The following is a 19708-nucleotide window of genomic DNA, read 5'->3' as shown; positions in this document are numbered from 1 at the left end:
ACCTACCTCCGCCGGCGGTCAGGCCCCGGCCGGGGGCTGCTCGGGCCGGGTCTTCTGGCTGATCCACGGGATCTTCTGGTCGCCGACGGTGATCTGCCGGGTGTCCCAGGCGCCGTAGCGGGGGTTCACCTCGATGCGCAGCTGCTCGGCGGCCTTGGCCAGCGGCTCCAGCACCTTGTCCTCGCCGTAGCGGTCGCTGAGCTTGGCGAAGAGCAGCTGGAAGCGGACCTCGTCCTCGACCTGCCCGGGCGCGAGCGGCACCCGCTGCGCCAGCATGATCTCGTCCATCTTCTCCTGACCGCCGGTCTGGGCCAGCCTGCTCTTCTGCACTTCTTCGGTCTCCTTGGTGGAGACCGTGATTCCGGCCGTCGCGGCGGCCTTCTCCAGCACCCGCAGCTGGATCATCTTGCTGAGCTTGACCCGTTCCAGCTGCGTCGAGTTGGCCACCAGCTGGGTGGCGTTCGCCGAGCGCTGCTGGGCGTCCCGGACGTCCTTCACCTGGGCCTGGAGCGCGGAGGTGGTGATGCGTTCACCGCCGACGACGGCCGCGGTGCCGGGTCGTGCCTCGCCCGAACAGGCGGAGAGCAGCGGGGCCGCGAGAAGCAGGGCGGCGGAGACGGAGAGCGCAGTGCGACGGTGCAAAGGAGCCTCCAGGGCCTGGCTGAAGATTGTGCAGCGGTGCACAAGTGCCTTGCGGTGATCGATGGTATGAGCTCAGGTTGATCAGAGCCACCGGTTCGACCAACGATTCCCGCGCTGTCGGGGTGCGTGTTCACCCGGTGGCCATCCTTCTGTCGTCCACCCCTGCCAAGGTTCCCCCACCATGTCGACACCGCACCGCTCACCGCGCCGCCACAGCCTCTACGGATCGGCGCTCGCGGCGCTGATCGCCGTCGTGGGGGTGGGTGCCGGGGACGCGGTCGCGCGGGTGTTCCCGTACGGCCACCGGCACCGCAGCATCAACGACCTCGGCAACCAGTTCGTGCCCTTCCACGCGCACTTGTGGGACCTGCTGCACGGCCGGGCGGCGGGCGGGGTGCTGCTCAACTGGCAGTCCGGGTACGGGACCAGCTTCCTGCCGGACCTCGGGACCTATCTGACGAGCCCGTTCGCGCTGCTGGTCGGCTTCTTCCCGCGCCAGGACATCGATCTCGCGGTGTACGTGGTCACGGTGCTGAAGATCGCGGCGGCCGGGGCGGCCATGGCCTGGCTGCTGCGGACCATGCGGCCGGGGCCGTGGTGGGGCGCGGCCGTGCTGGGCGCCTCGTACGCCCTGTGCGGATGGTCGGTCATCGAGGCCTCGTACAACCCGATGTGGCTGGACGGTCTCATCGCCTTCCCGATGCTGTGCCTGACCGGGGAGTGGGCGCTGCGCGGACGCCGCGCGGTGCTCGCCCCGCTGGTGGTGGCGGTGTCCTGGACGGCCAACTTCTACACCGCCTATATGGCCACCCTCGGTGCGGCGCTGGTGCTGCTGGTGCGGGTGGTGCTGGAGCGGGAGGACGTACGGGCCCGGGTGCGGGTGGTGCTGCGGGCCGCGGGGAGCACCCTGCTGGGCATCGCGCTGGCCGCGCCCGTGCTGGTGCCGGTCTTCCTCGGGTCGAAGCACGCCTACCCGGGCCTGGTGCGGGAGTTCACCCCGGTGGCCTGGTCGGACCTGTTCGCCCGGCTGCTGCCCGCCACCTACAGCTTCTCCTCCCCCGCCCTGTTCGTCGGCACCGGCACCCTGCTGCTGGCGGTGGCCCTGCCGTTCCACCGGGCGGTGCCGCTGCGGCCCCGGCTGTGGTGGACGGGGCTGCTGGTGGCGGTGCTGCTCTCCTTCCAGTGGAAGCCGACGCATCTGGCCTGGCACGTGTTCGCCACGCCCAACGGCAGTGCGTACCGGCAGACGTTCGTGCTCGCCGGGGTGGTGGTGATCGCCGCGTGGATGGGGCTGGCGGCCGGCCGGCCGGGGCTGCGACCGCTCGCCGGGGGCGCGGCCGTGCTGGCCGGGGCGGTGCTCTGGGCGAGCGGCAGCCGGCTGCCCACCACGACCTCGTACGCCCTGTTCCTGGGCGGGCTGCTGGTGGCGGCGCTGGCCTGGTGGCTGCTGCACCACCGCCGGTTCGCCGTCCCGGCGGCGGGACTGCTGGCGCTGGTGCTGGCCGGGCAGGCGGCGGCCACCACCGCCTGGGGCCACCAGGGCAAGCTGGGCGGGCTGGACGACTACCCGTCCTGGGGCCGCGAACACACCGCGCGGGCCGAGGCGCTGGCCGCCGCCGAGGGCTGGCCGGCGTACCGGACGGACCCGAGCCGGCCGGCCCTCACCGGCAACGATCCGATGCTGCTGGGCGGCGAGGGCGGCGCCTACTACAGCAGCCACACCCCGGACGTGTTCACCCGCACCATGGTGGCGCTGGGGGCGGGCTGGACCTCACGCGGGCGCAATGTGCAGAGCATCGACAACCCGGTGACGGACGCGCTGTTCGCGGTGGGTGCCAGGCTCCAGCCGGACGGCACGGTCGTCCGCCGGGACACCCTGCCGCTGGTCACGGTCCGGCCGCCGGCCGCGGCCCGGCCGGTCTATGGCGACTCGCCGTTCCGGAACCAGGAACTGCTGCTGGGGGCACGGGTGTATGCGGATCCGGTGGCGCGGGGGGTGTGCGCGGCCGGCACGGAGGCGTTCCTGTGGGCTCCGGAGTACAACGCGCGGGTCCGGCTGGCGGACGGGCCGGCCTTCCTGATGCACGGCAATGCGCCGCGCAACCGGGCGGCGCTGCAGCCGCTGGGCCGCTCCAACGGGGCCGCCTCGGCGGTGGTCTTCGACCGGAAGCCGCCGCGCCGCTGGACCCTGGGCTGCCTGGACCGGTCCCGGCTGGACGCGGCGGTGGCCCGGCTCCGGGCGACGGCGGCGACTTCGGTGCAGGTCGGCTCGCGGGGGGTCCGCGCGGAGCTGCCGGCCGGGACCGCGGCCGGGTCCGTCGCGGTGCTTGCCGCTCCGCGGATAGCGGGGTGGACCTGTAACGGCCGTCCGGCGGGGCGACACCTGGGGCTGGTCTCGGTCCCGCTGGACGGGCGCACCGCCGAGATCACCTGTACGTTCCGGCCGCCGGGGCTGGTGGCGGGCCTTTCCGCGGGCGCGGCGGGCCTGCTGGTCCTTGGGGCGGTCGCCCTGCGGGTGCGCCGGGGCGCGTAACCCCGCCGTGTGGGCAATCGTGCCGCAGGGCGGCACGGGTGGGCACACGGCACGACGGCGCGCACCGGCCGCGCAGCGTGTGCCCGCGCCCCCGGCCCCGCCGGGGTGCAGCGAAGCCACCGCCCCGGGGCGGTGGCTGTGCACGCTGCGCGGGCCCTGCGGGTGCGGGTTCCGGTGTGCCCACCCGTTCCGCCCTGCGGAACGATTGCCCACACCTGGGGGTTAGCCCCTGACCTGGCCTAGCCAGTGGAGGGTGCGGCGGACTTCCGTGGGGAAGGGGTGGGCCGGGCCGTGGAGGCGGTCCGCGTCGAAGAGGAGGCGGGCCAGGGTTTCGTGGGCGGCCTGGCGGTCGCCCAGCGAGAGCAGCAGGTGCGCTATCCGGCGCCGGACCTCCAGCGGAAGCTCCGGGTCCGGGTTGGCGTAGTGGTTCTCGAACAGCGGGAGCAGGGACCGGTATTCGGCGAGCGCAGCGGCCGGCTCGCCCAGCTGGTCCAGGCACTGGGCCGCCTCGTAGCGGAACCGCAGCGCCTGCGGGTCGCCGGGCGGGAGTTCGTCGGCGAGCCGCCGGAGTTCGGGCAGGGCGCGCCGGTACTGGCCGTCGTCCATCAGGGTGGCCGCGTACTGCTTGCGCAGGGAGCGGACCACCGGGGACTTCTCGCCGTGCTGGGCGGCGGCGGCCGGCAGCAGGGAGCCGAGGATGTCCACGGCCTGGGTGAGCCGGCCCTGGTCGAGGAGGCGCTTCACCTCGTCCACGGAGGAGGCGATGTCCGGGCGCGGCGGGGCTGCCGGGCGGGGCGGCACGGCGGGCACCGCGGCCCGGTCCGGCCAGGGGGCCATCGGGCGCAGGAAGGGCCGGGTGGGGTCCATCGGGCCGGCCGCCGTGCCGTGGGCGGGCAGCAGCGGGGCCAGCGCCTCGTACACCTCCTGGGCGGAGGAGGGCCGGTCCTGCGGGTCCTTCGCGAGGAGGTGCAGGAGGAGGGCTTCCAGCTGGTGCGGGATCTCCGGGCGGAGCTGGCGGACCGGGAGCGGCGGCTCGTACAGGTGCCGGTGGAGCACGCCGAGCGCGGTGGAGCCGGCGAAGGGGACGCTGCCGCTGAGGAGTTCGTACATGAGCACGCCAAGGGCGTACAGGTCGGTGCGCGGGCCGACGGCGCCGCCCATGGCCTGTTCGGGGGCCATATAGGCGGGGCTGCCTATGGGCGAGCCGGTGTGGGTGAGGCGGGTGGTGTCGGTGTCCATCACGGAGGCGACGCCGAGGTCGAGGACGAGGATGGTGCCGTCCGGCCGGACCATCACGTTCCGCGGCTTGAGGTCGCGGTGGACGATGGGCACCGCGTGCACGGCGGAGAGCACCGAGCAGAGCTGGGCGGCGACCGAGACCGCCCACTGCCACGGGTAGGGCTCGTGCTCGGCCAGGTGGTCGGCGAGGTCGGCGCCTTCGACGTACTGCATGACCAGGTAGAGGTCGTCGCCGTCGCTGCCGGCGTCGTGCACGGTGACCAGCCCGGGGTGGTCGACCTGGGCGGTGACCCGGCATTCGCGGACGAACCGGCGGCGCAGTTCCTCGGCGACGGTGCCGGGCCCGGCGACCTTGTCGGGGCGCAGCAGTTTGACGGCGACGCGCCGGTCGAGCCGCCGGTCGTACGCCGTCCAGACCTGGCCCATGCCGCCCTGGCCGAGGACGGTGGCGAGCTGGTACCGGTCCGCGATGACCCGCTCGGTGGCGGGGGCGCCGGCGCCGGTGGTGGCGGGCGCGGTCACCGGCCCTGCTCCCGGCCGTCCTGCTTGCGCAGCAGTTCGCTCAGCTCGTCGAGTTCGGCGCGGACCTGGCCGATGCGGGGTGCCGGGGGCGCGGGCGGCGGGGTGGGGCCGGGGCCCTGCGGCTGGGTCTGCGCGGCGGGCGGGTAGCCGTACTGCGTCGGGCCGGGCGGCGGGGTCGGCGGGTACCAGCCGGCGGGCGGCACCGGCTGCGGGTTCGCGAGGTTCGCGTGGTGCTTGATGTCGGCGTAGAGGAAGTAGGCGACGATCGCCGCGGCCATGGCGAGCATGACGCCCATGCCGGTGTTGCCGCGCCAGGTGCTGGCGTCGGGGGTGGGGTCGGTGCCGAGCAGCCAGAGGCAGCACACGGACAGGACGGCGTTGGTCCCGCACAGGACCCAGTCGCGGGTGCGGCGGGTGACGACGGCGAGCCGGATCAGCGTCCCGAAGGCGAGCATGCCGCAGCTCAGCAGGGGCAGCAGGGCGAACAGCACACGCATGGTCACCAGGAACCCGCTGTTGGGACGGTGTTCCTGGTGGTGCGGCGGCGGGTAGCCGGGGCCGTGCATCACTGCTCCTGACGGGCCGTACGGACGAGGGATGGCGCAAAACTGCTCGGGGCAGAGCGTATAGCCGGAAAGGGACACCCGGTCAGGGGATGTCCAGGATGCAGCCCAACCGTTGCGTGGAAGCCGGGCTTCGACTTATTCGGGGGTGACGGTTCCGTCGGTGAGGCCGTCGTAGAGGCCTTGGACCAGCTGTTCGCCGAGGCGTCCGGCCAGCCGCAGCGCGTCCTCGAATTCGGCGAGCGCGCGGAACCGGTCGCCGTAGCGGTGCTGTTCGGCGAGTGGCAGCCGGGGCAGCTGGAGGCGGCGTACGTCGAGCCGGGTGGCGGTGGAGACGTAGCTGCTGGCCTGGCGTTGGTTCGCGGTGCCGCGCAGGAAGCCGGCCAGGAACCAGGGGTCGAGGGCGGCCGGGTCGGGGCGCAGCAGCTGGAGGTTGCGGCCGAGGGCGGCGCCGGCGGTGGCGGGGCCGATGACGCGGGCGACGGTGGCGCCGCCGACCACGGGGACGACCACGTCTCCGGGTTCGGTGAGGAGCGGCTCGTCGGCGGTGTCGGCGAGGGTGCCGGAGGGGCCGGTGCCGGTGTAGACGTCCTGTTCGGTGAGGACGGGTGCGCTGCCGGTGCCGCTGCCGGTGCCGGTGCGGAGCACCAGGGCGCCGGCCCGGGCGAGTTCGCCGATGGTGGTGAGGGGCAGCCGGGCGGGGTCGCCGTCGGCCGTGGCGGGGGCGGCGGGCGGCGGGGTGAGCCGGGTGGCGAGGGTGAGGGTTTCGTCGAGGCGGTCCCGTACGGCGGTGAGGGCGGCGGGGCCGGCCCCGCCGGCGGGCGGCGGCAGGTGGCGGGCCGGGGTGAGGTCGACGTCGTCGTCGAGGAGTTCGAGGACGGGGACGACCCGGCTGATGCCCGGGACCTCCTCGGTGCCGCCGGTCCGGTCGTACGTCTCCCAGGCGTCCAGCACCGCGCTGTGTACGGCGGGCCAGGCGGCCCGCTCCCGGCCGCCCCCGGACTCCGCGAGCGGGGCGGTGTCGACGAGCAGCAGTCCGGCCGGGGGTGGCGTGTGGGGGGCGGGTTTGCGCAGCACCCACAGGTGGAGGGGGATGCCGTACGGGGGCGCGGCACCGGCCGGCAGGGCGGCGACGGCGCGCAGGGCGCCGCGGCGCAGCAGGTCGGCGCGGATGCGGCGGCCGGAGCGGCGGGCGGCGACGGCGGGCGGCATCAGGAGGACGGCGGTGCCGCCCTCGCGAAGGCGGGCGAGGGCGTGCTGGACCCAGGCGAGCTCGGATTCGGTGCGGGCGGGGAAGCCGTACTCCCAGCGGGGGTCGTAGGCGAGTTCCTCGTGGCCCCAGTTGCGTTCGTTGAAGGGCGGGTGGCAGAGCACGGCGTCGGCGGCGAGGCCGGGGAAGGCGTCGGAGCGCAGGCTGTCGGCGGTGGCGGCCACGACCTCGGCGTCGCCGTGCAGGGCGAGCCGGAGTGCACTGAGGGCGGCGAGTTCGGGGCTGCTGTCCTGCGCGTACAGGGTGGCGGGGGCCTCGGGCCGGCTGCGGACGGCGCGCAGCAGGGTGCCGGTGCCGCAGGCCGGGTCGAGGACGGTGCGGGCGGCGGGGCCGGCCAGTGCGGCCATCAGGTCGGCGGGGCCGGGCGGGGTCGGCGTGTACTGGCGGGGGCTGGTGTCGAGGTGCCGGCCGAGGAGGAACTCGAAGGCGTTGCGGGCGCCGAGTTCGGCGGCGAGGGCGGCCACGCCGCGGGCCAGGGGCATGGCTTCGGGGCCGGGGGCCGTGACGGTGAGGGGGTGTCCGGTGCCGAAGCGGGCGCCGAGGACCTCGGCGAGGAGCGGCCGGAGCAGGGCGGCCATCCGCTGGTCGGAGACGGCTGCGGGCGCCCGCCAGTCGGTGGGCCGGTCGCGTACGACGAGCAGGACGCAGCCGGCTTCGAGCAGTCCGGCGACGGCTCCGCCGGGGTGGCCGGAGAGCTGCTGCCAGACCCGTTCGCGCAGCGGGACCTCGGCGAGCTTGCCCTGGGCGCGCAGCCATTCCTCGATCTCGGGCAGGGCGAAGGAGGGGCTGGTCTCGGTGCCGCCGACGGGCTTGGGGAAGTCGGGGTGGCGGCGGCGCCAGTTGCTGACGGCGGCGCGGCCGACTCCGGCGAGGCGTGCGATCTCGGCGGCGGTGACCTCTGCGGTGTTCTCCGGCATGCGCGGAGCATATCCCGTACACACCCGGAAACCGCCTTCACAGCGTGAACCGATCTCATCATGTGAACCTTGTTGACTCGGTTCACAGCTTCTGTTGTGATTACCCCCGTCAGCCCGACCGACCGATCGAAGGACGCAACTCATGTCGCACGTCTCGAAGTTCGCCCGCACCGCCCTCACCGGCGCGGGAGTCGCGCTCGCCCTCGCCACCCTCGGCGCCTGCTCCGACACCGACAAGCCCGCTCCCTCGACCAAGGCCACCGGAAAGCCGGCCGAGGGCGCGCAGCCCACCGCACAGAAGGAGCAGAAGGAAGAGAAGAAGGAGGAGAAGAAGGCCGCGTTCAAGGGCGATGGCACCTTCGAGGTCGGCAAGGACCTCCAGCCCGGCACCTACCGGACCACCGGCAACAGCGGCGCGGGCTGCTACTGGGAGCTGGCCAAGGACTCCTCCGGGGAGCTCGACTCGATCATGGCGAACGACAATGTGACGGGCTCCAGCTACGTGACCGTCAAGGCACCCGCCAAGCTCCTCAAGACCAATGGCTGCAAGGACTGGGAGGCGGTGGACGCCAAGCCGTCCGGCACCCCGAAGGCCGAGATCAAGGGCGACGGCGGCATGGTCCGGGTCGGCGCCGACATCGCCCCCGGCACCTACAAGTCGGCCGGCCCGGCGGAGGGCAGCATCGGCTGCTACTGGGAGCGCGCGAAGAACGCCGAGCACGGCCTGGAGTCGATCGCCGCCAACGACAACCCGACCGGCCCGGCCGTGGTGACGATCTCCCCGAAGGACGGCTACTTCAAGACCACCGGCTGCGCCGACTGGAAGAAGACCGGCTGACCCTCCCCCGCCCCACCCCTCCCACTCCCTCCCCGGCCAGCCCCTCCCGGGCCTCCCCCGGCCGGCATTCCCCTCCCCGCCCCACCCCCCGCCCACAGGCTGCGCTTAAATGCCCCTTACACTCCCCCCTCGCCCGGCAAAACCCTCCGCACAGGAAGTTCCTCTCATGCGAACAGCCCGCGTGACCGTCACTGCCGCCCTGGCTTCGGCCGCCCTTCTCGGGCTGACCGCCTGCAACGGATCCGACTCCGCCGACAGCGCCAAGTCCGGCAGCAAGGCGAGCACTTCGGCCACGCCGACGCCCAGCCCGAGCGTGAGCAAGGCTCCGTTCGCCGACCTCTCCGGCCCGGAGATCGCCGAGAAGTCCCTCGCCGCCACCCGCGCAGCCCAGACGCTGCGGGTCAAGGGCCAGGTGCTGGAGGACGGCAAGCCGATGACCGTGGACTTGGCCATCACCAAGACCGGCGACTGCGCGGGCTCCGTATCCGTGGCGAAAGAGGGGTCGATGAAGATCATCAAGAACCCCACCTACCTGTACTTCAAGGCCGACGCCCAGTTCTTCCGGAACTCGCTGAAGGGCGCGCCCAAGGCCCAACGGGACGCGGTGGTCAAGCAGCTCGCCGACCGCTGGGTGAAGAAGACGGCCAGCGCCGCGGACTCCAAGGAAATATCCGCCATGTGCGACCTGGACGAGCTGCTCGGCGAGTTCGGCACCGCCTCCCTCGCCCGCAAGGGCCAGGAGACCCAGCTGCCCGCCGGCCCGGCGTTCACCCTCACCAACACCACCGCCGACGGCGACGAGACCTACTGGGTCGCCACCCAGGGCGAGCCCTTCATGCTCAAGGCCACGGTCACCGGCAAGGAGAACGGCGAGCTGAACTTCTCCGAGTTCAACAAGCCGGTCGACACCCAGGCCCCGGCCGACAAGGACATCGTCGACGGCGACAAGCTGGGCGGCGGCTCCAACGACAGCGCCTGACCGCAGGCCCCGGACCCGGCCCGGGAAGCCGCCGCACAAGGGGAGGGCGGCCCCGGGCCCCGGCACGTCCGCGGTGCCGGGGCCCGGCAGCCACCGGAAGGTCAGTGCAGCCCCGCCGCCAGCTCCGCCAGATACTCCGCAGCCGGCCGGCGCCGGGTGAGCGGGGCGGCCTGCCCGGCCCACAGGTTGGCGAGGTCGCCGTGGCCCTCCAGGCCCGCGGCCGTCCGTACCGGCCGGGTCAGGGTGTACTGCAGCGGGTAGGGCGCGAGTTCCGCCTCGTACGGCAGCATCCCGCGGGTGAACCGGTTCGGGATCGCCCGCGCGAGCCGTCCGGAGAACGCCCGGGTCAGGACGGTCGACCGGGCTTCGGGCCCGGCCAGGGCCGCCCGGTGCACCCCGCTGGCCCCCGACTCCTCGGTGGCCAGGAATCCGGTGCCCACCTGCACCCCGTCCGCGCCCAGCGCGAGAGCTGCCGCCACCCCGCGCGCATCGGCGATGCCGCCCGCCGCGATCACCGGCACCGACACCGCCCGGGCCACCTGCGGAACCAGCGAGAACGTGCCCACCAGCGACTCGTGCACCGGCCGCAGGAACGAACCCCGGTGGCCGCCCGCATCGCTGCCGGAGGCCACGACCGCGTCCATGCCCGCCGCCTCGATCGCCTCCGCCTCCGCGACCGTGGTCGCGGTGCCGATCGTACGGATGCCCAGCCGCCGGGCCTCCGCCAGGACGGCGGGCTCCGGAATGCCCATCACCCAGCTGATCACGGGCGGGGCCGCGGCGAGCAGCGCTTCGACCTGCTCTGCGAACTCCGGGGCCGGCGGCGGGTGTTCCAGGGAGGCCGGGTCCAGCCCGAGCTCCTCGTACCAGGGCCGCATCCGCTCCGCGTACCGGGCGAGCGCCGCCGGGTCCGGCGGGGCCGCGGCCTCGTCGGGGTGCGGCACCCAGAGGTTGACGGCGAACGGCCGGGCGGTGGCTGCGCGCAGCTCGGCGACCAGTTCGCCGATGCCGGCGGGGGTGAGGATGTGCGCCCCGTACGAGCCGAGTCCGCCCGCCCCGGAGACGGCGGCGGCGAGCGCGACCGAGGACAGCCCGCCACCGAACGGGCCCTGCACGATGGGATGTTCCAGTTCGAAGAGCTCTGCGAAGGAGGTCATGACCGGGAGAGTAGACGACCGGTCAACTATTCACCAGCCGACCGGTCGTATACTCGCGCCATGGGACGGACGAGCACCGCACGGGAACGCCTGCTGGACGCGGCCTGCGCGCTGATGCTGAGCCGCGGTTACGGCACCATCGGGGTCGCCGAGATCTGCGCCCGGGCCGAGGTGAAGAAGGGCAGCTTCTATCACTTCTTCGAATCGAAGCAGGCCCTGACCGTCGAGGCGGTCAACGCCCACTGGGCCGCCCAGCGGCCGGCCTGGACCGCCGCGCTCTCCGCCCCGGACACCGCGGGCGAGGACCGACTGCGCCGGCTGTTCGAGGACCAGGCGGCGGCACAGCACGCTGCCAAGGCTGAGCACGGCTTTGTGAACGGCTGCCTGTTCGGCAATCTGGCGCTGGAGCTGAGCGGCCGGGACGAGGTGATCCAGGCCCGGCTCGCGGAGATCTTCGATGAGCAGATCGACCTGGTGCACGCGGCCCTGCCGGATCACGGCCGGGACACCGCCCGGGCGGTGCTGGCCCAGCTGGAGGGCATGGTCCTGTTCGCGAAACTGGCCGGCGACCCGGGCCTGCTGGACAACCTGTGGGACCGCACGGCCCCCCTGCTGGCGCGCTGACCCGCCCTGCGGGGAGAGCTACTGGCGGGCCGGCCGGGCCGGAGGTGTGGTGGGGTTGCCGCCGGTGGGGAGGCGCTGGTCCGGGCAGTCCGACAGCACCCGCTTCATCGCGTCCCGCTCCCCCTCGGTGACCCACAGCCGGTACTTCTGCTTCACCGCGACCTGGGCCGCGACATAGGTACAGCGGTACGACCGGTCCGGCGGCAGCCAGGTCGCCGCGTCCGCGTCGCCCTTCTTCCGGTTGGCCGCCGCCTCCACGGCCAGCAGGTTCAGCGGATCGTTGGCGAAGGCGATGCGCTTGCCCTTGTCCCAGGAGCCGGCGCCCTTCTGCCAGGCGTCCGAGAGCGCGACCACATGGTCGATGTCCACACCGCCGCCCGACTTGCCGCGTTCGAAGGCGATCCGCTCCCCCGTGTACGGATCCTTCTCCAGCACCCCCGAAGCCACCGTGCAGTCGCCGCCCTTGAACGAGGTGGCCGCCAGGTCCCGTTTGAGTATGTCGTCGCGGGTCCCGCAGCCGTTGTTGTCGGTGTCCAGCCACGCCGTGCCGAACTGGGCGCGCTCGTACCCGGTCTTCGGCGCCCGCCCCTTGACGGCCAGCTGCCCGACGGCGGCAAGCGCGTTGGCCCCGTCGGCCGGGCCGGGGCCGGGGGCGGGGGCACCCGAGGACGAGCCGGAGCCGGAGCAGCCGGACACGGCGAGGACCAGGAGGACGACGGAGGGCACCAGGCGGGAGCGCATGAGTCAAGATCCTAAACCGCCCCCGGCGAGCGAATGGATCAAAACCGGCGTAGCGTCACATACAGGGGTACCTAAGGAGTTCTCGCATGGGGATTTTCGACAGGTTCAAGGACCAGGCCAAGGGCAAGGGCAAGGAGATGTCCGACAAGGCCGAGCAAGAGGCCAACGAGCGGTCCGGCGGCAAGTACACCGAGAAGATCGACCAGGCCCAGCAGCAGGCGGAAGACAAGCTCGGCATCGACGAAGACCCCAACAAGTAGGCGGTCCGCACGGCGGCAGCCGCGGCACGTATGCCGCGGCTGCCGCCGTTGTACCGCCCACCGCGAGGGCTACGACCCGAGGATCGTGCTGAGGAATTCGCCGGTCCAGGCGAGCAGTTCCCGCCCGACCAGCGGCTTGCCGCCGATCTTGCCGGTCTTCGGCCGCGGGACCAGCACCTGCGAGGTGGCCGGCTTGATGACCGACCCCGGGTAGAGCCGCTTCAGCCGCAGCTCCTGCGATTCCCGCAACTCCACCGGCCCGAAGCGGATGTTGGTGCCCTGCAGGGTGATGTCGCCGACCCCGCAGGCCCGCGCCAGCATCCGCAGCCCGGCCACCAGCAGCAGGTTCTCCACCGGCTCGGGCAGCTTGCCGTAGCGGTCGGTGAGTTCCTCCCGGACGGCCTTGATGTCGGCCTCCGAGTTGGCCGCGGCGATCGACCGGTACGCCTGGAGGCGCAGCCGCTCGCCCGGCGCGTAGTCGTGCGGGACATGTGCGTCCACCGGCAGCTCGATCTTGACCTCCAGCGGCGGCTCCTCCTCGACCCCGCCCTCCAACGAGGCCCGGTAGTCGGCGACCGCCTCGCCCACCATCCGTACGTACAGGTCGAACCCGACGCCCGCGATATGGCCGGACTGCTCCCCGCCGAGCAGATTGCCCGCGCCGCGGATCTCCAGGTCCTTCATGGCCACGTACATGCCCGCGCCCATCTCGGTGTGCTGGGCGATGGTCGCCAGCCGCTCGTGCGCGGTCTCGGTCAGCGGCTTCTCCGGCGGGTAGAGGAAGTAGGCGTACCCGCGCTCGCGGCCACGGCCGACCCGGCCGCGCAGCTGGTGCAGCTGGGAGAGGCCGAAGTTGTCGCCGCGCTCCACGATCAGGGTGTTGGCGTTGGAGATGTCGATGCCGGACTCCACGATCGTCGTGGACACCAGCACATCGAACTTCTTCTCCCAGAAGTCGACCACGACCTGCTCCAGGGCGGTCTCGCCCATCTGCCCGTGCGCGGTCGCGATCCGCGCCTCCGGCACGATCTCGCGGAGCTTGGCGGCGGCCCGGTCGATGGACTCGACCCGGTTGTGGATGTAGAAGACCTGCCCCTCGCGCAGCAGTTCGCGCCGGATGGCCGCGCCGATCTGCTTCTGCTCGTACGGGCCGACGAAGGTCAGCACCGGGTGCCGCTCCTCCGGCGGGGTGGTGATGGTGGACATCTCGCGGATGCCGGTGACCGCCATCTCCAGGGTGCGGGGAATGGGCGTGGCCGACATGGTCAGTACGTCCACGTTGGCGCGGAGCTTCTTCAGCTGCTCCTTGTGCTCGACGCCGAACCGCTGCTCCTCGTCGACGATGACCAGGCCCAGGTCCTTGAACTTCGTCTCCTGCGAGAACAGCCGGTGGGTGCCGATGACCACGTCCACCGAGCCCTCCCGGAGGCCTTCCAGGGTGGCCTTGGACTCGGTGTCGGTCTGGAACCGGGACAGCGCCTTCACATGGACCGGGAACTGCGCGTACCGCTCGGAGAAGGTTCCGAAGTGCTGCTGCACCAGCAGGGTGGTGGGGACGAGCACGGCGACCTGCTTGCCGTCCTGGACCGCCTTGAAGGCCGCCCGGACCGCGATCTCGGTCTTGCCGTAGCCGACGTCACCGCAGATCAGCCGGTCCATCGGGACCGACTTCTCCATGTCCTCCTTGACCTCGGCGATGGTGGTGAGCTGGTCGGGCGTCTCCGCGTACGGGAAGGCGTCCTCCAGCTCGCGCTGCCAGGGGGTGTCCGGGCCGAAGACATGGCCGGGGGCGGCCATCCGCGCGCTGTACAGCCTGATCAGGTCGGCGGCGATCTCCTTGACCGCCTTCTTCGCCTTCTGCTTGGTCTTGGTCCAGTCGGCGCCGCCCAGCCGGTGCAGGGTGGGAGCCTCGCCGCCGACGTACTTGGTGACCTGCTCCAGCTGGTCGGTGGGGATGTAGAGGCGGTCGCCGGGCTGGCCGCGCTTGGCCGGGGCGTACTCGACGAGCAGGTATTCGCGGGTGGCGCCCTGCACGGTGCGCTGCACCATCTCGATGTAGCGGCCGACGCCGTGCTGTTCGTGGACGATGTAGTCGCCGACCTCCAGGGTCAGCGGATCGATGGTCTTGCGGCGCCGGGTGGGCATCCGGCCGAGGTCCTTGCTGGCGGTGCGCTGCCCGGTCAGATCGGTCTCGGTGAGGACGGCGATCCGCAGCTCCTCGTGGACGAACCCGGTGTCGAGGGCGCCGCAGGCCACGTGCACCAGCGCGGGTTCCAGGGTGCCGAGGTCGGCTTCCAGGCGGGCCGGGATGCCCTCCCCGCCGAGCACCTCCACGGTGCGGACCGCGGGGCCGTGGCCCTCGGTGACGTAGACGGTGCGCCAGCCGTCGGCAAGCCGGCCCTTGGTGTCGGCCAGGGCGCGGGCGGTGTCGCCCCGGTAGGCCTCGGCGGCGTGCAGGCCCAGGGTGAGGGAGTCGCCCGTGAGCTCCTCGTCCGCGGCGAAGGGCGAGACGGACCACCACATCATGCCGAGCTCGCGGGCCCGGTCGCGGACGTCCGCGATGCCCCACAGGCTGGCCGCGCCGACGTCGATGGGGGCCACGCCGCCGCCGGCGGTGGCGGCCCAGGAGGCCTGGAGGAACTCCTGGCTGGTGGCGACGAGGTCGGCGGCCCGGGTGCGGACCCGCTCGGGGTCGCAGACCACCGTCATCGCCCCGGCGGGGAGCACGTCGAGCAGCAGCTCCATGTCGTCGACCAGGACCGGGGCGAGGGATTCCATGCCCTCGACGGCGATCCCCTCGGCGATCTTGTCGAGGAGTTCGGCGAGCTCGGGGTGGGCCTGGGCCAGGGCCGCGGCCCGCTCCCGCACGTCGGCGGTCAGCAGCAGTTCCCGGCACGGCGGGGCCCACAGCCCGTGCTCGGCGACCTCCAGGGAGCGCTGGTCGGCGACCTTGAAGTAGCGGATCTCCTCGACCTCGTCGCCCCAGAACTCGATCCGGAGGGGGTGCTCCTCGGTGGGCGGGAACACGTCGAGGATGCCGCCGCGTACGGCGAACTCGCCGCGCTTCTCCACCAGTTCCACGCGGGCGTAGGCGGCAGCCGCGAGGGCCTCGGTGACCTCGCCGAGATCGACGGACTCGCCCTGCCGCAGGGCGACCGGAACCAGCTCGCCGAGCCCCTTGACCTGCGGCTGGAGCACGGACCGGATGGGCGCGACCACCACGGAGACGGGGCCGGCGGCCGGGTCGTCCTTGCTGGGGTGGGTGAGCCGGCGGAGCACGGCCAGCCGCCTGCCGACGGTGTCGGAGCGCGGGGACAGCCGCTCGTGCGGCAGGGTCTCCCAGGACGGGTAGTCGACGATCGAGCTCTGCTGGTCCGGGGGCACCAGCGACCGGAGGGCGGCGGCCAGGTCCTCGGCCTCCCGCCCGGTGGCGGTGACGGCGAGCACGGTCCGCTCGGTACGCCGGGCCAGTGCGGCGATCGCGAAGGGCCGGGCGGCGGGCGGACCGACCAGGTCCACGTACATCCGGTTCCCGTCGGCGGCTGCCTTGACCGCCTCGGTGAGAGCGGGGTCCCGGATGACGGCGTCGAGCAGTCCGTGCAGGCTCATGAAGGGCTTTCCGTCCGGAGGATTCGTTGATCTCGGGGTTCTCGGGGCAACGCGAGGGGCCCGACACGTCTCACGGGCCGGGGGTCCCAGCCTACGACGGGGGTCCGTCACCCGCGCGAGGGATTGCGCAGGGCGTGGTCCAGGAGGCCTTCGGAAAACGCCGGTGGCCCCGGTCCCTCCCCCGAGGGAGACCGGAGCCACCACACCACAGCCGCGAGCCGCGAGCCGCTATCCAGCCGGCTACTCGGTGGCGATGGCGTTCAGGACGTTCATCCGGCCGGCCCGGAAGGCCGGGACCAGGGCCGCGAACAGGCCCACGAAGGCCGATCCGATGAACACCCCGAGGATCGTGCCCCACGGGATCTCCAGCACCTTCAGGCCTTCCAGCGCGAGCAGCTGCTGCGCGGTCGCGCCCCAGCCCATGCCCAGGCCGAGGCCCAGCAGGGCGCCGAAGAGGGCGATGACCACCGACTCCAGGCGGATCATGCGGCGCAGCTGGCGGCGGGAGAGGCCGATGGCGCGCATCAGGCCGATCTCGCGGGTCCGCTCGACCACCGACAGGGCCAGGGTGTTCACCACACCCAGGATCGCGACGATGATCGCGAGGGCCAGCAGGCCGTAGACCATGTTGAGCAGGGTGCCGACCTGGTCCTTGAGGGCCTGCTTGTAGTCGGCCTGGTTGCGGACCTTGTACTGCGGGTACTCGGCCATGGCCGTCTTCAGGCCGGCGTACGCGGCCTCGGCCTGGCCGTCCTTCGCCTTGCCGAGCAGCATGAACGGGCGCGGCAGGAGGTCGGCCGGCACGTTCGCCTGGGCGACGGCGGTGCTGATGTACTTCGCGCCCTTGTCGAGGTTGCCCTCGTCGAGGGTGATCGCGGCGACCTTCAGCTTGACGGTCTTGCCGCCCTTGAAGGCGACCGTCATCTCGTCGCCGACCTTGATGCGGTGCTCGTTCGCGTAGATCGACCCGACCGCCATGGAGCCCGGCTTGTACGCGTCCTGGTGCTCGCCGGCCGCCATCTTGCGGCGTACGTCCTGCGGGTACGTGGGGTCGGTGACGCTGAGCTCGGTGTCCGCGGCGGACCCGTCCGGGGCGGTGACCTTGGCCTCGACCTCGCGGTAGGCGGTGACGTGGTCGATGTTCTTGGCGGTGCGCATGACCTGCTCGGCCTGCGGCAGGACCGGCTGGCCGGTCTCGGAGCTGACGATGTAGTCCGCGCCCACCGACTTGTCGAGTTCGTCGGTGGCGGAGGCCACCATCGAGGATCCGACCACCGACAGGCAGGCGACCAGCGCCAGTCCGATCATCAGCGCGGCGGCCGTGGCACCCGTACGGCGGGGGTTGCGCAGGGCGTTGCGCTCGGCGAGCCGGCCGACCGAACCGAAGGGCCGGAGGACGACCCCGGAGAGCACCCGGACCACGGCACCCGCGAGCAGCGGGCCGATCACGATGAAGCCGATCAGGCTGAGCACGATGCCCAGGCCCAGCCAGAGCGAACCGTCCTTCGCCTTGTCGGCGTTGGCGGACATCAGCAGCGCGGCGGTGCCGGCGCCGGTCAGGACCAGGCCGATGACGGCGCGGACGATGCCGGCCTTGCGGTCGCCGGGGGTGCCGGCGTCGCGGAGGGCAGCCATCGGGGAGACCCGGGAGGCCCGGCGGGCCGGGATCCAGGCGGCGACGACGGTGACGACGACACCGAGGATCAGGCCGATGACCGGGGTGGTCCACAGAACGGTCAGGTCGTCTGTGGACAGGTTCATGCCGAGCTGGCCCATGAGCTTCATGAGGCCGATGGCCAGGCCGACGCCCGCGCCGACGCCGAGGATCGAGCCCACCACACCGAGCAGGAAGGCCTCGGTGAGGACGGAGCGGTTGATCTGGGAGCGGTCGGAGCCGATGGCGCGCATCAGGCCGATCTCGCGGGTCCGCTGGGCGACCAGCATGGAGAAGGTGTTGAAGATGAGGAAGATGCCGACCAGGAAGGCGATGCCGGCGAAGCCGAGCATCACGTACTTCATGACGTTGAGGAAGGAGCCGACGTCCTTGCGGTTGGCGTCCGCGGCTTCCTTGGCGGTCTGCAGCTTGTAGGTGTCCGCGCCGACGGCGGTGGCCACGTATCGCTTGAGCTGCTCGTCGCTCACGCCGTCCTTGGCGACGACGTTGAGGTGGGTGAACGCGCCGACGGTGCCGAGCAGCTGCTTCTGCGCGGTGGCGGTGTCGAAGTAGACGACGGCCGCACCCGGGTTGGTGACGGTGAAGGAAGCGATGCCGGAGATCTTGGCCCGGATGTCACCGGTGATGGCGATGGTGCGGATCTCGTCGCCCAGCTTCAGCTTGTGCTTCTTGGCCGTGTCGGCGTCGAGCATCACCTCGGTGGGGCCGCGCGGGGCCTGCCCGGAGGTGATCTTCATGGACTTGAGTTCGTTCTCGGTCCAGTTGCCCGCCAGGGTCGGGGCACCGGTGGTCGAACCCAGGTTCTCGTTCTTGGAGTTGACGACGGTGACGGACATCGACATGACGCCGCCCTCGACGGACTTGACCCCCTCCGCCTTGGCGACCTGCGCGACGGCGCTGCCGGCGAGGGCCAGGGGCTTGCCGGTCTGCGGGTTGTCGTCGCCGCTCTTGGCGTCCTTCGGGCTGACCGTCACATCGGCGCTGGAGACGGCGAAGAGCTTGTCGAAGGTGGTGTTCATGGTGTCGGTGAACACCAGGGTGCCGCAGACGAAGGCGACGGACAGCAGGACGGCGATGGCGGACAGCGCCATCCGCCCCTTGTGCGCAAGGAAGTTGCGCATCGAGGTCTTGAGGACGGTCATGAGGTCCGCCCGCGCGCGTCGAAGTCCTTCATACGGTCGAGCACCTGGTCGGCGGTGGGGTTGTACATCTCGTCCACGATCCGGCCGTCCGCGAGGTAGAGGACGCGGTCGGCGTAGGACGCGGCCACCGGGTCGTGGGTGACCATGACGATGGTCTGGCCGAGCTCGTCGACGGAGCGGCGGAGGAAGCCGAGCACCTCGGCACCGGCCCGGGAGTCCAGGTTTCCGGTCGGCTCGTCACCGAAGATGATCTCGGGGCGGGCGGCGAGGGCACGGGCGACCGCGACCCGCTGCTGCTGGCCGCCGGAGAGCTGGGTGGGACGGTGCTTGAGCCGGCCCGCGAGACCGACGGTCTCCACGACCCGGTTCAGCCACTCCGCATCGGGCTTGCGGCCCGCGATGTCCATGGGGAGGGTGATGTTCTCCAGCGCGTTGAGCGTCGGGAGCAGGTTGAAGGCCTGGAAGATGAAGCCGATCCGGTCGCGGCGCAGCCGGGTGAGCTTCTTGTCCTTCAGCCCGGTGATCTCGGTGTCGTCCAGGTAGATCTGGCCGCCGGTCACCGTGTCGAGACCGGCCAGGCAGTGCATCAGCGTGGACTTGCCGGAACCGGACGGACCCATGATCGCGGTGAACTGACCGCGGTGGATGTCCACGTCGACGTGGTCGAGCGCCACCACCCGGGTCTCGCCCGCGCCGTAGGCCTTCAGGACCTGCCGCGCTCGTGCCGCGACGGCCGTACGCCCTCCAGTACCCCCGTGCCTGGTTTCGGTCACAGCCGTTGTCACGGTATTTCTCCTCGTTCGCATCCGGTGTCGCTTCGTCGCGGTTGCTTCGTCGCGTTGCAAGTCTGTGCCGCGAGGGGTGCCCGGCACCCTGGTGCCGATCTCCGTATCCGTCCGGGGGTTAACCCCACCCCCCGGCAACGCCCCCCGTTGCCCGTAGGAACCAGTTAAGGACCGGCCGGGACTTTCCTCGTCCTCCGCCGGGACGAAAGGAC

General features: G+C 72.3%; 14 protein-coding genes. 5 read left to right on the top strand and 9 right to left on the bottom strand.

Annotated elements, in window-relative coordinates; all coding sequences use genetic code 11:
• Positions 1–18: 18 nt before the first annotated feature.
• On the bottom strand, positions 19–642 hold the full coding sequence (locus ABT123_RS05525; protein WP_351310047.1) for a SurA N-terminal domain-containing protein: 624 nt from the start codon (positions 640–642) through the stop codon (positions 19–21).
• 181 nt (positions 643–823) lie between these two features.
• On the opposite strand from ABT123_RS05525, the gene ABT123_RS05520 reads away from it, so the two are divergent.
• Complete coding sequence (locus tag ABT123_RS05520) at positions 824–3175, top strand: YfhO family protein (protein WP_351310046.1); 2352 nt, start codon at positions 824–826, stop codon at positions 3173–3175.
• A gap of 222 nt (positions 3176–3397) precedes the next feature.
• Here the strand turns inward: ABT123_RS05520 and ABT123_RS05515 are convergent, their stop codons facing one another.
• The 3 genes from ABT123_RS05515 to ABT123_RS05505 all read right to left on the bottom strand — a co-directional run bounded on the left by ABT123_RS05515 (position 3398) and on the right by ABT123_RS05505 (position 7686).
• A complete protein-coding gene (locus tag ABT123_RS05515; RefSeq protein ID WP_351310044.1) occupies positions 3398–4936 on the bottom strand; it encodes a protein kinase domain-containing protein in 1539 nt (512 codons plus the stop codon).
• Positions 4933–5502, bottom strand: coding sequence for a hypothetical protein (locus ABT123_RS05510; protein ID WP_351310043.1), 570 nt, complete (start codon positions 5500–5502; stop codon positions 4933–4935). The genes ABT123_RS05515 and ABT123_RS05510 overlap by 4 nt, the downstream gene beginning before the upstream one ends.
• A gap of 135 nt (positions 5503–5637) precedes the next feature.
• Positions 5638–7686, bottom strand: coding sequence for an N-6 DNA methylase (locus ABT123_RS05505; protein WP_351310041.1), 2049 nt, complete (start codon positions 7684–7686; stop codon positions 5638–5640).
• Positions 7687–7828: 142 nt separating this feature from the next.
• Between ABT123_RS05505 and ABT123_RS05500 the strand changes: the two genes are divergently transcribed.
• Both ABT123_RS05500 and ABT123_RS05495 read left to right on the top strand, forming a co-directional pair.
• Positions 7829–8524, top strand: a complete 696-nt coding sequence (locus tag ABT123_RS05500; protein WP_351310039.1) for an Rv1352/Rv1906c domain-containing protein — start codon at positions 7829–7831, stop codon at positions 8522–8524.
• Positions 8525–8690: 166 nt separating this feature from the next.
• Positions 8691–9503: a hypothetical protein gene (locus tag ABT123_RS05495; protein WP_351310038.1), complete on the top strand. Its 813-nt coding sequence runs from the start codon at positions 8691–8693 to the stop codon at positions 9501–9503.
• Between the two features lie 101 nt (positions 9504–9604).
• On the opposite strand, the gene ABT123_RS05490 is transcribed toward ABT123_RS05495, so the two are convergent.
• Positions 9605–10660, bottom strand: coding sequence for an NAD(P)H-dependent flavin oxidoreductase (locus tag ABT123_RS05490; RefSeq protein WP_351310036.1), 1056 nt, complete (start codon positions 10658–10660; stop codon positions 9605–9607).
• A gap of 60 nt (positions 10661–10720) precedes the next feature.
• Between ABT123_RS05490 and ABT123_RS05485 the strand changes: the two genes are divergently transcribed.
• Positions 10721–11284 carry a TetR/AcrR family transcriptional regulator gene (locus ABT123_RS05485; RefSeq protein WP_351310034.1) on the top strand — a complete coding sequence of 188 codons (564 nt, stop codon included), beginning with the start codon at positions 10721–10723 and terminating at the stop codon, positions 11282–11284.
• A gap of 18 nt (positions 11285–11302) precedes the next feature.
• Here ABT123_RS05485 and ABT123_RS05480 read toward each other — a convergent pair whose 3' ends face one another.
• A complete protein-coding gene (locus tag ABT123_RS05480; protein ID WP_351310033.1) occupies positions 11303–12025 on the bottom strand; it encodes an HNH endonuclease family protein in 723 nt (240 codons plus the stop codon).
• An 86-nt stretch (positions 12026–12111) separates the two neighbouring features.
• Here ABT123_RS05480 and ABT123_RS05475 point away from each other — a divergent pair, with 86 nt between their 5' ends.
• Entirely contained in the window at positions 12112–12285 is a 174-nt protein-coding gene (locus tag ABT123_RS05475) for an Rv0909 family putative TA system antitoxin (RefSeq protein ID WP_351310031.1), read from the top strand.
• A 69-nt stretch (positions 12286–12354) separates the two neighbouring features.
• On the opposite strand, the gene mfd is transcribed toward ABT123_RS05475, so the two are convergent.
• The 3 genes from mfd to ABT123_RS05460 all read right to left on the bottom strand — a co-directional run bounded on the left by mfd (position 12355) and on the right by ABT123_RS05460 (position 19517).
• Entirely contained in the window at positions 12355–15894 is a 3540-nt protein-coding gene (gene mfd, locus ABT123_RS05470; RefSeq protein ID WP_351310030.1) for a transcription-repair coupling factor, read from the bottom strand.
• Between the two features lie 240 nt (positions 15895–16134).
• Positions 16135–18711, bottom strand: coding sequence for an ABC transporter permease (locus ABT123_RS05465; RefSeq protein WP_351310028.1), 2577 nt, complete (start codon positions 18709–18711; stop codon positions 16135–16137).
• On the bottom strand, positions 18708–19517 hold the full coding sequence (locus tag ABT123_RS05460) for an ABC transporter ATP-binding protein (protein ID WP_502970875.1): 810 nt from the start codon (positions 19515–19517) through the stop codon (positions 18708–18710). The genes ABT123_RS05465 and ABT123_RS05460 overlap by 4 nt, the downstream gene beginning before the upstream one ends.
• Positions 19518–19708: the final 191 nt, after the last annotated feature.

The sequence above is a fragment of the Streptomyces sp. NPDC002054 genome (genome assembly GCF_040296685.1).
GTDB lineage: Bacteria > Actinomycetota > Actinomycetes > Streptomycetales > Streptomycetaceae > Streptomyces.
This window is presented reverse-complemented; position numbering and strand designations above follow the sequence as displayed.